This window comes from Indolivaga capnocytophagoides, from assembly GCF_036511535.1.
Classification (GTDB): Bacteria; Bacteroidota; Bacteroidia; order Bacteroidales; family Dysgonomonadaceae; genus Dysgonomonas_A; species Dysgonomonas_A capnocytophagoides.
In genome coordinates this window covers 2,855,667-2,872,326 of sequence record NZ_AP028867.1, presented here as the reverse complement: position 1 = coordinate 2,872,326, position 16,660 = coordinate 2,855,667, and the positions used below count along the sequence as shown (strand labels likewise).

The 16,660-nt window shown below is 39.6% G+C and carries 8 protein-coding genes; all 8 read left to right on the top strand.

All coding sequences use genetic code 11. The annotated features are described in order from the left end of the window. Positions 1 to 256 precede the first annotated feature (256 nt). The gene (locus AABJ51_RS11490) at positions 257 to 3,406 is read left to right on the top strand and encodes a SusC/RagA family TonB-linked outer membrane protein (protein ID WP_338372690.1); all 3,150 of its coding nucleotides are present in this window, start codon (positions 257 to 259) and stop codon (positions 3,404 to 3,406) included. Between the two features lie 18 nt (positions 3,407 to 3,424). Then, positions 3,425 to 5,083 carry a RagB/SusD family nutrient uptake outer membrane protein gene (locus tag AABJ51_RS11485; RefSeq protein WP_338372689.1) on the top strand — a complete coding sequence of 553 codons (1,659 nt, stop codon included), beginning with the start codon at positions 3,425 to 3,427 and terminating at the stop codon, positions 5,081 to 5,083. Positions 5,084 to 5,406: 323 nt separating this feature from the next. Continuing rightward, the gene (locus tag AABJ51_RS11480; RefSeq protein WP_338372688.1) at positions 5,407 to 8,628 is read left to right on the top strand and encodes a SusC/RagA family TonB-linked outer membrane protein; all 3,222 of its coding nucleotides are present in this window, start codon (positions 5,407 to 5,409) and stop codon (positions 8,626 to 8,628) included. Positions 8,629 to 8,640: 12 nt separating this feature from the next. After that, positions 8,641 to 10,557, top strand: coding sequence for a RagB/SusD family nutrient uptake outer membrane protein (locus AABJ51_RS11475; RefSeq protein WP_338372687.1), 1,917 nt, complete (start codon positions 8,641 to 8,643; stop codon positions 10,555 to 10,557). Between the two features lie 60 nt (positions 10,558 to 10,617). Then, positions 10,618 to 12,240, top strand: a complete 1,623-nt coding sequence (locus tag AABJ51_RS11470) for a DUF5123 domain-containing protein (RefSeq protein WP_338372686.1) — start codon at positions 10,618 to 10,620, stop codon at positions 12,238 to 12,240. 60 nt (positions 12,241 to 12,300) lie between these two features. After that, on the top strand, positions 12,301 to 13,911 hold the full coding sequence (locus AABJ51_RS11465; RefSeq protein ID WP_338372685.1) for a glycoside hydrolase family 28 protein: 1,611 nt from the start codon (positions 12,301 to 12,303) through the stop codon (positions 13,909 to 13,911). A 115-nt stretch (positions 13,912 to 14,026) separates the two neighbouring features. Next, positions 14,027 to 15,196, top strand: a complete 1,170-nt coding sequence (locus AABJ51_RS11460) for a glycoside hydrolase family 88/105 protein (RefSeq protein ID WP_338372684.1) — start codon at positions 14,027 to 14,029, stop codon at positions 15,194 to 15,196. A gap of 63 nt (positions 15,197 to 15,259) precedes the next feature. Beyond that, positions 15,260 to 16,648, top strand: coding sequence for a pectate lyase family protein (locus tag AABJ51_RS11455; protein ID WP_338372683.1), 1,389 nt, complete (start codon positions 15,260 to 15,262; stop codon positions 16,646 to 16,648). Positions 16,649 to 16,660 lie beyond the last annotated feature (12 nt).

Genomic DNA, 16,660 nt, shown 5'->3' with positions numbered 1-16,660 from the left:
AGGTTTTTATTTTATATTGCCTGTGTTTTACGTGGTTTGAGGGTTTTGTCTTATTGTTTATTTTTGTTTGTGTTTTTGGTTGGAGTGTCTGTGTTTAGTGTCTTATAATCGGTATGGTCGGTCGGAAGATAACAATTTCACACCCCCTAATAGTCAAATTCACCCCCGGTGTAGTTGGCGATATATTATATTATTGCCATTGAAAGCTTAATTACAGCTAACTGAGAATCTAATTTTAAACACATCTTAAATTACCATGCAAAAAACAAATTTGAGAATCCTATCTCTCATGTGTATATTGTGTTGTCTCTTTACGTGGCACAATGTTCAAGCACAGCAAAAGAAAGAAATCAAAGGAACAGTAGTTGACATAAAAGGAGAAGGTCTTATTGGTGTCTCTGTGTCAGTAAAAGGAACGACTGTGGGGACAGTCACGGATCTGGACGGGCATTTCGTATTGTCAGCACCAGCTGATGCTAGAAGTCTGGAAGTAAAGTATATCGGGATGAAAGACAAAGTCGTACCCATAAGCGGTTCAGTTGTTAATATTACCATGGAAGATAATTCCTCGGAGTTATCAGAGATTGTGGTTATCGGTTATGGTACAATGAAAAAGAATGACCTGACCGGTTCTGTCGGCAGTATTTCTTCCGATAATATTACAGCGAAAGGTACAACCAGTGTTTTGGAGTCTATGCAGGGACAAGTTGCCGGTGTGGATATTTCTCAGAATTCGAGCCGTGCCGGTGGAGGTTTTGATATTCAGATCAGAGGGCAAAGCTCTATGCAGGGAGGAGGTCCGCTTTATGTCGTGGACGGAGTTGTAACTGATGGAATTGATTTTCTTAATCCTGCTGATATCGACCGTGTTGATATTCTTAAAGATGCGTCTTCAACAGCTATTTACGGATCGAGAGCGACTAACGGAGTTGTGATGATCACAACGAAACAGGCGAAAAGCGGAGAAGGCGGGCGTACTGTAGTTTCGTACGACGGATATTATGGCGTGAAAAAAATAGCTCGTATGCCCGATTTTATGTCGGGTGATGAATTTTCCGATTATCGTTTCGCCCGTTATACTACATTGACCAAAGGGGCGAACACTGCCGCCGGAATTCCTACATATGAGATGACAGACGGTAATCTCAAAAACTTCTGGAATGCAGACAGTGAAGTAATGAAACGTAAATTTGCCCAAAAAGATTATACCGACTGGCCTAGTTTGGTTACACAAGATGGTCAGCAGCAAAACCACTTTATAAGTGTTAACGGCAGTGGGAAAAATGTTGCTTACAGAGCAGGTGTGGGATATCAGAAGGAAGAAGGAATATTTGTAAATGACAATTATCAACGATTTAACTTTAAAGGTTCCGTCGATAATAAGATCAATGATAAATTTTCTGTTGGTTTTTCTGCAAATATGGCATATACCGATAAGGATTTCGGCAGTAAGAATGCGGTGCTGAATTCGTTCAGAACGAATCCTTATTTTATCCCTTATGATAAAAATGGCGACTTGGTATTATTACCCGGAGGAAAGGACATATTTGAGAGTACAGGACAGTTTTCTGGTATTATCAATCCTTTGCTCGATATGCAGAATGCCGTGAACGAGACCAAAACATATGATGTATTAGCAAATATTTATGCTCAGTATAATCCTACAAAAGATATTACGCTGAAAACAACATTCTCTCCGACTTATAACAAAAGCCGTAATGGTATATTTAATGGAGTATATACTGCGGCTCAGTATTCGAAAGGAGTAAATGCTGCGGAAGTAAAAAATAAAGAACGTTTTAACTATACATGGGATACACAGATCAACTATCAGAAAACATTCGGAGATCATGATCTGAGCGGGATGTACTTATTTAGTGTTTTTGATGATAAATACGATGAGGATTATATTAGTGTGTCGGATATGCCTTTCGATACAGGATATCACAATGTTGGTTCGGCTGCAAACGTGGAGAAAAAAAGCAGTGCCTATAGCCGAATCTCCATGTTGTCTCATGCTTTGAGATTTAACTACAGTTATAAAGGCCGGTATCTGGCAACAATATCCAGCCGGTGGGACGGATCGTCTAAATTTGCAAAAGGTAATAAGTGGGGTGTATTTCCATCTATGGCTTTAGCGTGGAGGATATCAGAAGAGGAATTTGCAAAATTTGATGCCCTTAGTAACCTAAAGCTGAGAGCCAGTTTCGGATATACCGGAAATAATACTCCTGTGGGTGCATACGATACTCAGTCTCTGGCAAGTACAAAATATTGGTATGACTTTGGCGGAACCCTTGCTAACGGGTATGGGCCTAACGGGTTGGTATATCAGAATTTGTCGTGGGAAAAATCGAGAGAATTTAATGTCGGTTTAGACTTCGGGTTCTTTGGCGGCAGGATTTCAGGAACAGTTGATTACTATAATAAATTATCAACTGATTTATTGTTAGAACGCCCTATGCCACTCGAAACAGGTTCGTCTACCGGGGTAATGTGGGACAATGTAGGAAAAGTACGAAACAGCGGTATCGAAATCGGATTGACTACAAAAAATATTGTAACTAAAGACTGGCAATGGAGTACCGTTTTCTCTTTTTCGGCGAATAAAAACCGAATAGTTGATATTGATGGATCGAAGCAAGACAATGTGGCAGCCAAATGGTTTATAAACAATCCGATCAATGTCGTTTACGGTCATAAAATTACAGGGGTCTGGACTGCTGCTGAAGCTGCCGAAGCTGCCAAATACGGACAGTATGAGGGACAGGCAAAAGCCCTTGATGTAGATAAGAATTATGTTATAGATCAAAAAGACGCTGTTATATTAGGGCATGCTGCTCCCGACTGGACAGGAAGTTTTACCTCTAATCTGGTATGGCGTGATTTTGATTTCTCTTTTTCGATTTATGCAAAACAAGGATCTACTGTATCCAGTCCGTTTATGATCGAATTTACGGATTATAAAGACCGTGGACGTTCTAAAATAAAGATGGATTATTATATCCCCGCAGGCACTCCTGTGCTGAATGCAGATGGAACTGTGGGAGTATCTTCGGGACATAATAACCAGAAGAACCCTTATCCGAATAACAGCGGAACTAATTATGGGGGAGGAACATATTGGGGAACATCCAATACAAGTGATACTTATGATTATGCAAACCACTGTGTAGATGCATCGTTCGTGAAAGTGAAGAATATAACGTTTGGTTATACTGTTCCTCGTAAGTTGTTATCAAAGGCGGGCATATCCAATCTCAGAGTATATATGAATGTACTCAATCCGTTTGTATTCACCGATTATAAAGGATTTGATCCCGAATGGGCAGGAGCATCTATCTCAGATGGTAGCGGAGGACCTAGTTCTGTGACTTACCAGTTCGGAGTAAACCTTAAGTTCTAATCAATATCAGTTTACAAGATGAAAAAAATATATTATATATTGCTGTTATGCCTGCTGGGATCTGCAAGCTGTAGCGACTTTTTAGATCAGGATAATAAATCTTCCGTTCCTTCAGATGGTTTTTATTCCACCAAAAGTGGATTTCAAAGCCTGATGAATTCTGTATACTCTTCCTTGCGTCCGGTTTATGGTAAAGAACCCTGGGTGTTTAGCGCAGGTACAGATTTATATGCATCCGGACGTAATAAAGTGCCTGATGGATTAGGTACATACAAGGCATTGTTAAGTACCGACTCCGATGTAAGTACTTTCTATTCGAACTGTTACAAAGGGATCCAATTGGCTAATACTGCCATATATTATGCCGATCATACAGAGCAAACAGATTACTTGTCGCAGTATAAAGCCGAAGCCCGTTTTATTCGTGCATACTATTATTATCTGTTGGTGCAGCAATTTGGTGGTGTGCCTATTGTAACCGATATGATAAATTCACCTCAGTTTGAGTTCGAAAGAAAATCTGCTGAAGATGTGTATGCTTATGTTTTGTTGGAAATGGATGAGGCTTTGACATCGCTCCCTGCAACAACAAAAACATTCGGGCATGTAGATCAGAGAACGGTAAATCACTTTATCGCTAAAACTTATTTGTGCCGGGGATATGAGACCTTCGGTTCTAGTTCCGATTTTCAGAATGCAGCTAAATACGCTGATCTTGCCATAGGGGGACAGAGTTTATCGGTAACTTATAAGAATCTGTTCTGGCCGTCGAACCAAGAGAACGAAGAAATTATATGGTCAGTTCAATATGATAAAACTTCTATCGAAGATCCGTCTTCCGATGGAAATATGCAGCAATCTTTTTTCGGAACATATCTGGGAGGATCAGAAGATGGACATAAGTATACAACTTCTAACCTGACTCCTACATTACGTTTGCATCAGTTGTTTACAAAAGGAGACTCTCGTTATGAAGGTACATTTATGGTTCAGCTTTATAATAAATATTATGACTACTATAATTTGAAAGATTCGGAACTTGCTTCCGATAAGGTCTTATATTATTACCCTCCGGTGTGGGCTGTTGCCGATACTGCTGCGTGGCGTGCTGCAAATACAGCGACTCGAGCCAAAACAATCATTATCCCGATGCAAGAAAATACGCTGACAACTTCGGGCAAATCTACAACTTATGTTTCGGCTATGTCGGGTGATGTATACGGGGTGTCGGTTGTCCGCAAATTCGATGACCCCGATTCTAAATTCAGTACCAAGAGCAGTACTCGAGATATTGTGTTGGCGAGAGTCGGAGAAAGTTATTTGGTTGCCGCTGAGGCCTATTTTAAAGCCGGAGATTTGACGAATGCTGTAGCACGAATCAATTCTGTAAGGGCGAGAGCCGCCGAGTCGGGATATGATCTTTCTATTTCGAAAGAAGATCTATCGATCGATTTTATTCTGGATGAAAGAGCCCGTGAGCTTGCCGGTGAATATCATCGCTGGATGGATCTGAAACGTACAGGGAAACTGATAGAGTATTGTGTGAAATACAATCCTGATATAGCTAATGCCGACTATTTCAAGGGAACGGACGGACAGAATAAAATATTGCGCCCAATACCGTTGTCTGCAATAAATCTGAATAAAGCGACAGTAACACAAAATCCGGGATATTGAGATCTGGACTTTTATAATCAAAATAAATGAAAACACAGGGGAGAAGGTAATTTTCTCCTGTGTTTTTTTTAGTAACAGAAAGTATTTAATGACGTGTTTTTTCTCTATAACAGACTGAGGCTGCTATACTTGAAAAGTCAACAAATAGATTTAAGACCTTATTTATGCGGGGTGAGTAACAATTTTACACCCCCGAATAGTCAAATTCACCCCTTGACGCAAAACAGACTTGTTTTAATATTGCATATCAAAATCTAATTAAAGAGGTCTGTGACCTTAATTTAACTTTAAACACATCTTTTTTTACCATGCAAAAAACAAGTATGAAAATTTTCTCTATGATGTGTATTATATTCAGCCTGGTTTGTTGGGGGGATGTATATGCACAGCAGAAAAAGGAGATAAAAGGAACTGTTGTCGATGGCGGCGGTGAAGGGTTGATAGGCGTTTCTGTCTCTGTGACCGGAGCTTCTGTCGGAACAGTTACAGATTTGGACGGGAACTTTACTCTTTCGGTTCCGGCAAATGCAAAAACATTAGAAGCCAAGTATATCGGGATGAAAACACAAACAGTGCCCATAACCGGCTCAAAAATCACCATCACAATGGAAGATAATTCTTCGGAACTGGATGAGGTAGTAGTGATCGGTTATGGAGCCGTGGCTAAAAAAGACCTGACCGGATCTGTTTCTTCTGTTTCGGCAAAAGATTTGAAAAATGTCCCTGTTGCTTCGGCTGCAGAAGCTATCACCGGTCGTATGGCAGGGGTAAACGTTTCTATGGCTGAGGGTTCTCCCGATGCCGATATTCGCATTCGGGTACGTGGTGGTACATCCATTTCTCAGGATAATTCGCCTTTGTATGTTGTTGATGGAATACAGGTAAACTCTATCTCGGATATTCCCCCTTCGGATATAGCGTCAATCGACATTTTGAAAGATGCTGCAAGTACTGCTATTTATGGAGCTCAGGGGTCTAACGGTGTTGTATTGATTACAACAAAAAGCGGACGTGAAGGGAAAATCTCCGTTTCGTTCAATGCATCATACGGAGCGAAACGTACCGATGATTTTATAAAGGTCTTGAGTCCTTACGAGTATGTGTATTATCAGTATGAATTGGATCAGTCAGAAACATTTCAGAATTATTACGGACGTTTTCAGGATTTGAATATCTATAAATCGGATAAAGGAATTGATTGGCAGGATAAGCTTTTCGGAAATACAGGAACTCAGCAATCTTACAATGCCAGTATTTCCGGAGGGAGTAAGTCTACTGTGTACAGTTTGAGTTTTGCCCGGAACGACGAAGATTATATTATGATCAATTCCGGGTATAAAAGAAATAACATAAACTTAAAGGTAAATACAAAAGTAAGTAATACTGTAAGCTTCGACTTTAATGTACGTCTGGCTGACGAAACTATAAACGGACCGAGTATATCTTCGGGGTCGGGTTCCAATACGAAGTTGCGTAATGCTGTGAAATACGCTCCGACCAGAGGTTTGTCTGCATTCAATTCATCTGTGGATGATGATGACGACCAATCGGGAGCCGAAGCCAGCAGTTTACTGTTGAATCCGATTGAGTCAATTGAAAATGAGTATAAAAAACAAAATAAGTTCACAAATGCTTATACGGCTACACTCGGATGGAATATTCTCAAAGAATTGAAACTGACCAGTATGTTTAATTATACATACCTCAAAAATAAAACAGATAATGTATGGCTGCAAGGTACAGGTGTATCCAAAAATTACGGTAACCAGCCTATTGCACAGATAACTGATCAGTACGGAAAATCATACCGGTTCAGTAATACGTTAGCTTATAACTGGAAGATAAATAAAGAACATAAAATTGATTTTCTTGTAGGTCAGGAGATTTATGAAAGTGTTACAGATCAAAAAATAACTGAAGCTCGCTTCTTTCCTGTCGATTTTTCTGCAAAAGAGGTCTTGGCTCAAATGAACAATGGTAAAGCGGAGCCTATAAGAACATCGATAGGAGAACCGTCTCGTCAGATATCATTCTTTGGGCGTATAAATTATAACTGGAAAGACCGTTATCTATTGACCCTTACAGCAAGGGAAGACGGGACAAGTAACTTTGGTCCGGGCAATTTTTGGGGATTTTTTCCCGGTGCAGCTTTGGCATGGAGAACATCAGAAGAAGGATTCATGGAAGGTACTAAAGGTTGGTTAAGTAACCTGAAAGCCAGATTGAGTTACGGTTCTGTAGGGAATGCAAGAGTTGGTTCGTACTGGAGACAAGATTACACATCGTCATCATCGAGTGTGTTTTATTTAAACGAATCGGCTACAAGTATTCTTACGCCGTCTAGTACATTGAAAAATAATAAACTGACATGGGAAACAACCGAATCTACAAACTTTGGTATTGACTTCGGCTTTTTCAATAACCGGCTTTCGGGTACAATTGATCTGTATAATAATGTAACAAAAGATTTGATTGTAAGTACACCTATTCCTTCGACTTCCGGTTTTGATAATCAGTACCAGAATGTTGGACAAACTTCTAACCGAGGACTGGAGCTATCTCTTACGGGTTATATAATCGATAATAAAGACTTTACGTTGAGCGGAACATTCAATATTGCGTTCAATAAAAATAAGGTTGATAAATACGGAAGAGGTGATGCCAAGTCGAAATTATACGGTTCGGGGTGGAATGGTTCAGCAGAACCTACTTATGATTATCTGATACAGGAAGGTAAATCTTTGGGACAGATGTATGGATATGTAACGGATGGAATGTATTCGTTTGACGATTTTACATGGGATAATTCGAAGAATGGCTGGGTACTCAATGATGGTGTTGCTGATGACAGCAAGCTGATTGGTGCAGGAAATTACTTTGGTCCGGGAGCTCTTAAACTAAAGAAGATATCGGATGATGGAAGCACGGAGATAACCGAGAATGACAGAAAGGTAATCGGAAACGCTTTACCTATTCATACCGGAGGTTTTGGATTTAACGCTACATATAAAGGGTTTGATGCTGCTATTTTCTTTAACTGGTCATACGGTAATGATATTTACAATGCGAATAAATTAGATAATACGGCTTACCTGCAAACCCGGAAATATCAGAATTTATCAGCCGAAATGAGCTTAGATAAACGTTTTACAACTATTGATCCTTCTACAGGTAATAATATCTATTCGGGGAAAAATGCAAATCCGCAGCTTTTACAAGAACTGAACAAGGGCAAATCGATGTGGCACCCGATAATGACAACTACGGTTTTCCACTCATGGGCTGTAGAGGATGGTTCTTTCCTGCGTTTGAATAACCTGACAGTCGGTTATACTTTACCCAAAAGTTTAACAAAAAAATGGCTGATAGAATCCTTACGTATTTATGCGACAGGATACAATCTGTATTGCTGGACAAATTATTCGGGCCCTGATCCGGAGGTTAGTACCCGTGGCGGATCTTCAAGCCCTTTCACTCCGGGAGTTGATTATTCCGCCTATCCGAAAGCGAAAACGTTTGTCGGTGGTATAAATGTAACATTCTAAAAGAATATATCTATGAAAAAAATAATATATATAACCATTGCTGCATTTTCGTTTGTATTCTCTTCATGCAATGATTTTCTGGAAACAGAAAGTCCGTCGAAAATGACAGACGAGACTGTTTACTCATCTACCTATTATGCCGAGTCGGCGGTATTAGGTATATACGACCGTATTGCCGATGCTCAGATGTATGCTCAGCGCATTTCTCTTAACTGGTCTACAAATAATGACATAGAATTTGTAGGGGCTGATGAAACATCTTATAATCAAAATTCAAATAGAGGAGTATCTAACTATTATGCCACTTCCGGAAATTCTGTTTTATTATGGACGAGAATATACCAGATGATAGAAAGAGCCAATCTTGTGATAGTAGGTTTGCAAAACAGTCCGCTGATGTCAGGAACAACTAGTGAGCAGGCTGCCTTCAAATCTTTGTTAGCCGAAGCAAAAGCAATGCGAGCTATGGGGTATTTCGAACTTGTAAAACATTGGGGTGACATTCCCTTCAAAACAGAACCCACAAAGAACGATTTATCGAATGTTTATCTCCCGAAAACAGACAGGGATTCTATTTATGATTTTATTATAGAAGATTTGACCGAGGCTCAGAAGGACTTGCCTTGGGTTGGAAATTCGGCCGGATCCGTTTCGTATTCAAATTCCGAGCGTATAACCAAAGGATTTGTGAAGGGATTGATTGCCCGTGTCGCTTTAGCTAGAGGTGGATATTCTCTTCGAGATAAGGCCGGATATCCGATGGAAAGAGGTGCAAACTGGGAAAAATATTATGAAATAGCAAGAGAACAATGTAAAGAAGTAATGGATCAGGGTATTTATACTCTGAAATCTAATTACGAAACAATATGGACAGACGTTTGTGCTTTAAATCCAGATGGTGTTAATGGCGAAAACCTGTATGAAGTAGCTTTAGGTTTAGGTCAGAGCGGAGAGATTGGTTATAGTATAGGTGTGAGATTTTATACAAATACAAAGTATGGATACGGCAATAATTCAAACGTAGTTAATACAAGCGCATACTATTATTATTCGTTTGACCAGAAAGATACCCGTCGTGATGCCACTATTGCGACTGCATCATACGGTAATTCTTCGGGAGACCTGAAAGAAGTATTTCAGTCTAATCCTCTGTCATACAACTTTGCAAAATGGGATCAACGCTGGATGAGTAAAAATGCAACATGGCTTTCTTATAATAAAGGTGCGAATAATAAGTGGGGATATGGTGTAAACTGGATTGTGATGAGGTATGCAGACATACTTCTGATGTACGCCGAAGCCGAAAATGAACTGAACGGGCCAACTGCTTCTGCTAAAGATGCTTTGAAACAGGTAAGGGCTAGGGCTTTTAACGGTGTTGCCAATTCTACTGCGGAGGTTACAGACTATGTAGATAACCTGACGTCTCAGCAACAATTTTTCAATGCGATTGTAAATGAAAGAGCTTGGGAATTTGGAGGGGAAGCTATTCGTAAATTCGACCTCATCAGATGGAATTTGTTGTCCAAAAAAATTCAGGATCAGAGAGATGCTTTTGCAGAAATGATTAATGGCGGAACAGTTAAGATATTTGATAAAAGCTATGACAATCTGCCTCAGGCTATTTATTATCGGTATAAAGACGATAAAGAGAATATTGATAAAGCAAATATAAATTACTATAAAGCGAATGCAGAGCTTGATGCCTTGAGTGACGATGAAGTTAAGAAGGCTGGTTATACTAAAGTGAAATGGATGTTCGGTTTCTCGGATGAGAATAAGACAAATTATCTGACAAGAATAAAACTGTTCAGCTCCGGATTGCAAAAAGCGTATAATGGAACTTGCGATGACAGATATCTCTTTCCTATACATACAAGTGTAATCGGAGATTACGGAGGTGTCGTTACTAACTCTTACGGTTATTAATACAGTGGGTTTCATTATCATAATCATTAATAGGTCTAGACCTTAAAATATAAGAATCAAATGATAAATAAATTTCTATATAAAATAGTGGGACTTCTTCTCTTTTGTGGTTCGGTTCTGTCATTTACATCATGTGATGATGTGAATGACTGGGCAACCGACGATAATGAGAATGGAATATTCAGTCCCGTAATATTCGAAACTTCAGATGTTGCTGCAACATCAGTGTCTCTTAAATTTTCGAGTGTACCAAATGCCGGAAAATATATTTTTGAATTTAGTAAAGACAGTTTACAATTTACGTCTATTGATCGAACTGTGGAAATTGATGCTGAAGATCTTGTAAAAGACTCGACTGATACGAAGATCAGGTATATTTTTACAGTTAAGAAACTGGACGCGGAGATTAGATATTCTGTCCGTCTGAAAGTAACGGGTAACAACGGATTGCCCGATTCGAAATGGGTTTCTCTGACATTCAAAACTAAAGGAGAGCAAATACTGAATGCTGTTAAAGATATTTCGGAAGACTCTGCTTTGTTGACATGGGATCCCGAAAATGATGTTACACATATTACTTTAACCGAGAATAACGGCACTGCTCAGAAAATAGACTTGACAACTGAAGAAATTTCTCTCGGACAAAAATCTCTTTCGGGGTTGAAAGAAAATACTTCTTATTCGGTTCAGATCTTTAATAACGAAATCAAACGGGGTACGGTTTCCTTTACTACTCAGCCCAAGGTATCGGGAGACGGTGTAAAATATTTCCTTACAGGAGATGAAGATCTGGCTACTTATCTGGATAATATAACCGATGATGCAGTTATTCTGGTATTTCCAGGAGGATCGTCTTATACAATTAATTCAGCAGATGGAAACTGGTCAATTCCTGCTCATATAAAATCATTGACTTTATGGGGATTACCCAGTGGAGACGATAAAGTTCAGTTGATTTTAAAATCAATTAAACTAGACGACTCATCTGTATCGTTCAAGCTATGGGCATACAATCTCAAGATAACGGGTACAGATAATAGTGCAGATTATATATTGAATGATAATCCATCCGGAGCAAGAAGTCTACCCGAATTTAAAATAGATAATTGTACAGTAAACACTTTTAGGGGAATGATGCGTTTGAGAGGTGCTGTAAATATTTCCCGTTTTGAAATTACAAACTCTATTGTTTCTAATATCGGAAGTTATGGTGTGCTTACTGTAGATGCTGCGACTGTATCTGTTGGCAATGTTGTAATCTCCAATAGTACAATTTATAATCTGCTTAGTGCGAATGTTTTGACCTTCAAGTCACAGGCTTCGTCATTAAATATAACAAATTCTACGCTATATGATGCTCCCTCAAAAGGTAAGTATATTGTGAGCTTTGATAAGGCAGCAAGTATTCCTTCGACCTTCAATATAACATCGTGTATATTCGGAGCGTCTGATGCTGCTAATGAGATCAGAGCGACTACACCTAAAATAACAACAACATTTGTAACGGATTCTTACAAAACCAGCGATTTGTCGATTAACACAGGATACCCTTTGACTGGAGTATCCGAATATTCGAAAACGTCTGCCGATTTGTTTGTAGATCCTGCAAATGGAGACTTTACAATAAAAGATACTAATATAGGTAATGGAAATAACCCGGGAGATCCCCGTTGGTGGAACTAACTAAACTTGAAGAGTAGAACCGTTTTGTGCGGTTCTGCTTTTCTTGAAAACGCTTTACTCATGAAAAAGAAAATAGCTCAATTTTTTGTATGTTTATTCTTTATCGCTGGGTCGGTAAATGCAGATAACCTTTATTCAGAATATTATAAAGGATTACCATTCCCGATGCCGGTAATACAACAGCCTGTATTCCCCGATAATAAGCTTTCGCTGCTGGATGTCGGAGGTATACCCGATGGAATGACTCTCAACACAGAGGTGTTTTCCCGGGCGATGGATCAATTGTCGAAACAAGGAGGGGGAACCTTAATTGTTCCGGAAGGAATATGGTACACCGGACCGATTGTATTTAAGTCTAATATCAATATGCATTTGGAAAAAGGGGCTTTAATTCTTTTTTCCGGAAACTTTGATTTATATCCATTGGTTAATACCAGTTTCGAAGGTCTTGAGACACGCAGGTGCCAGTCTCCTATTTCGGGAAATGGTCTCGAGAATATAGCCATTACAGGAGAAGGATCAATTAATGGTTCGGGTGAATTCTGGCGTCCATTGAAAAAAAGCAAGGTTACAAGTGCTCATTGGAAACAGGTTGTAAACTCGGGAGGTGTTGTAAGAAACGGAGATTATTGGTTCCCTTCTGAGAAGTCACTCAGAGGTTTTGAAAAAAGCGATATGAATGTGCCCAAAGGCGAGCTTTCGGATAAAGACTGGAATGATATAAAAGACTTTCTTCGTCCGGTGATGGTTAGCTTCATTTCTTGTAAGAATGTATTTCTTCAAGGTGTTTTATTTGAAAACTCCCCGAGTTGGAATATTCATCCGTTGATGTGCGAGAATGTAATTATAGATCGGATTTTGGTTCGTAATCCGTCTTATGCACAAAATGGGGATGGGCTGGATTTAGAGTCTTGTAAAAATTCGATCATCGTAAACAGTGTCTTTGATGTAGGTGACGATACAATCTGTATCAAGTCGGGAAAAGACGAAGACGGCCGATTGAGAGCAATGGCTACTGAGAATGTGATTATTGACAACTGTAAGGTTTTTCAAGGTCATGGCGGATTTGTTGTCGGAAGTGAAATGTCCGGAGGTGTGAAAAATATCTCTGTCAAAAACTGTCAGTTTCTCGGAACAGATGTCGGTTTGAGGTTTAAAAGCCGCAGAGGAAGAGGGGGGGTTGTGGAAAATATACATATAAGTGATATTTTTATGTTTAATATCGCTACGGAATCATTCTTATTTGATCTTTATTATGGCGGTAAATCGGCTTCCGAATCATTGGAGGATGGAGACGAAACACCCGAATCGGATGTTGTTGTTCCTGTTGATGAAACAACTCCCGTATTCAGAAAGATATATGTGAAAAACCTGACATCACGTAATGCACGCCGAGCTATGTTTTTTAATGGTCTGCCTGAGATGAATATTAATGACATACATATTGAAAATGTTACCATATCGGCTCAATATGGAGCTGAATTGGTAGAATCTCAGGATATTACATTCAAGAATGTGAAGATCGTTCCTCAGGAAGGTGCAGCTTTGATTCTCAAAAATGTACAGAATATGAAGGCGGATAATTTTTCGTATCCCGAAAATCTGAAAGATCCGGTAAAGATAAGCGGAGATAAGACAAAAGGCATCCAATTACCCGGTATTTCTAAATAAATAACAGAAAGTATCTGATGTACTATCTTTGGTTTACAACATATTTTGGATGTTATATTTACTAACACACTAAATAGGTCTGAGACCTTAAGAAGACCTTAAATTAAACAATAATATGAAATTACGATTTTTATCAATAGTTTTATTTGTTTTCGGGTTTACGCTTTGCTTACAGGCCGGAGATAAATATTATGTAAAAATGGCTGATTCGGAAATGAAGCGTAATCCGGAATCGTGGATGCTGGATTTTTCTTCTGCTCCAAAGTGGAATTATTGTCATGGACTGATGTTGCAGGCAATACTTCAGACATGGGAGAAAACTCACGATCAACGTTACTTCGACTATGCTTATAGCTATGCAGATCTTATGATCTCGGAGGACGGGCAGATCAAAACCTACAAACTAGCCGAATATAATATCGATAGGGTAAATACCGGAAAAATATTATTCCCGATTTATAAACAAACCGGAGAAGAACGATTTAAAAAGGCGTTAGATCTTTTATGTAGTCAGATGGATACCCATCCCCGTACTGCAGACGGTAGTTTCTGGCATAAAAAAATATATCCGCATCAGGTGTGGCTGGATGGGCTGTATATGGCATGTCCGTTTCTAGCCCAATACGGAAAAACATTTGATAAGCCGGCATTATATGATGAGGCTGCTCTGCAAATTATAGATGCTCATAAATATTTGATTGATGCCAAAACAGGCTTGTATTATCATGGTTGGGATGAAAGCCGTCAACAGCGTTGGGCTAATCCCGAAACAGGGCTTTCTCCTAATTTTTGGTCTCGCAGCATCGGTTGGTACATGATGTCGATGGTGGATGTTTTGGACTTTCTTCCGGAAAATCATCCTGAAAGACCTGAAATTATAAAAATATTGCAGGATATCAGTGCTGCTGTAGAAAAGTATCGTGATTCTAAAACGGGCATGTGGTATCAGGTGACTGATCAGGGTGCACGTAAAGGCAATTATGTAGAATCGAGCGGATCAGCCATGTTTATTTATACATGGGTCAAAGGCGCACAAAAAGGATACCTTGATAAGAAATACCTGAATAAAGGGAAAAAGGCTTACGATCAGTTTGTGAAACGATTTATAAAGACTGAATCCGATGGAACGATATCTGTCACAGACGGATGCAGTGTAGCAGGTCTTGGCGGTGAGAAAGTGTATCGTGACGGAAGTTTCGAATACTATATTTCTGAACCTGTACGAGATAACGACCCTAAAGCCGTAGGACCTTTCATTATGCTTAGTCTTTTATTGGATAAGTAAGATTCCGACTGTTGTAAGCATAAAATACAGCAGATATTTAATAGTTGTCAAAAAAATAAAGCCATGAAAAAAGAATGTTTTTTTATTCTTTGTTGCGTATTGTTGTCTACCCTTTTATTGTGTGCCCAGACACCTGCATTTCCGGGGGCTGAGGGGGCAGGAATGTTCACCACAGGCGGACGAGGTGGAACTGTTTACTATGTGACGTCCCTCGAAGATACGCTTGTTGGTAATAAAAAGCTGAATGAGGGAACATTGCGCTGGTGTCTGAAAAGACCGGGGGCGAAAACAATCCTTTTTAAAGTGGCCGGTATCATACATCTCAAGTCGAGATTGACCATAACAGAGAATACAACGATAGCCGGGCAGACAGCCCCCGGCGACGGAATTTGTATTGCCGACAATAATGTGAAGATATCTGGCGATAATGTGATTATTCGTTTTATGCGATTTCGAATGGGAGACTTAACAGGATTGGAAGATGACGCATTGTCCGGTTATCGGAATAAGAACGTGATTATCGATCATTGTTCTATGAGTTGGAGTACTGATGAATGTGCCTCTTTCTATGACAATGAGAATTTTACTCTGCAATGGAGTATCCTTTCTGAGAGTTTAAGAGCATCGGTACATCGTAAAGGCAATCATGGATATGGAGGTATCTGGGGTGGACAGGGTGCTACATTCCATCACAACCTGCTGGCACATCATGATAGTCGTAACCCTCGCATGTGTGGTTCGAGGTATTCAAATCGTCCGGATCTGGAGTTAGTTGATTTTCGCAATAATGTGATTTATAATTGGGGAAGCAATAGCGGTTATGCCGGAGAAGGTGGACGCTATAATTTTATTAATAACTATTATAAGCCGACAGCCGGATCGGTACATAAAAACCGTATATTTTCACCCAATGCCGATGATGGCTCAAACAAACAACCTCAGGGTGTTTGGGGGGAGTTTTATCTACATGGAAATGTAATAGCCGGAGATCAGGCAGCCACAAAAGACAATACGCTCGGTTTTCAGCCGAACCCTGCATCAAAGGATAAATCGGAATTATTATCAAAGAAAGAATTTTCGGTTTCTCCTGTGAAAACAGATAAGGCAATCGATGCCTATATCAAAGTTTTGCAAAAAGCCGGAGCTAGTTACGTGAGAGACAATACCGATGCTCGTATTGTAAATGAAACAAGAAACGGGCTTACTCCCGTCAGGGCATCCCATGATAGCAAGACCCGTCCGGGGATGATCGATTCTCAATCGGATGTCGGAGGATGGGATGTATATAAGTATGCAAAATCAGAAGTTGTAACTGATTCCGATAATGACGGGATTCCGGATGGGTGGTTAGAAAAGAAATACCCGGGAAAAACAGCAAATGACCTTAATCCGGACGGATATACTTATCTGGAAGTGTACCTGAACAGTCTGGTTGAACATATTATAAAGTAAGGTCGAGCCTTA

Excerpts from the sequence above, each read along its gene's own strand:
- AABJ51_RS11490 (WP_338372690.1), top strand. The coding sequence starts at position 257 with ATGCAAAAAACAAATTTGAGAATCCTATCTCTCATGTGTATATTGTGT.
- AABJ51_RS11485 (WP_338372689.1), top strand. The coding sequence starts at position 3,425 with ATGAAAAAAATATATTATATATTGCTGTTATGCCTGCTGGGATCTGCA.
- AABJ51_RS11480 (WP_338372688.1), top strand. The coding sequence starts at position 5,407 with ATGAAAATTTTCTCTATGATGTGTATTATATTCAGCCTGGTTTGTTGG.
- AABJ51_RS11475 (WP_338372687.1), top strand. The coding sequence starts at position 8,641 with ATGAAAAAAATAATATATATAACCATTGCTGCATTTTCGTTTGTATTC.
- AABJ51_RS11470 (WP_338372686.1), top strand. The coding sequence starts at position 10,618 with ATGATAAATAAATTTCTATATAAAATAGTGGGACTTCTTCTCTTTTGT.
- AABJ51_RS11465 (WP_338372685.1), top strand. The coding sequence starts at position 12,301 with ATGAAAAAGAAAATAGCTCAATTTTTTGTATGTTTATTCTTTATCGCT.
- AABJ51_RS11460 (WP_338372684.1), top strand. The coding sequence starts at position 14,027 with ATGAAATTACGATTTTTATCAATAGTTTTATTTGTTTTCGGGTTTACG.
- AABJ51_RS11455 (WP_338372683.1), top strand. The coding sequence starts at position 15,260 with ATGAAAAAAGAATGTTTTTTTATTCTTTGTTGCGTATTGTTGTCTACC.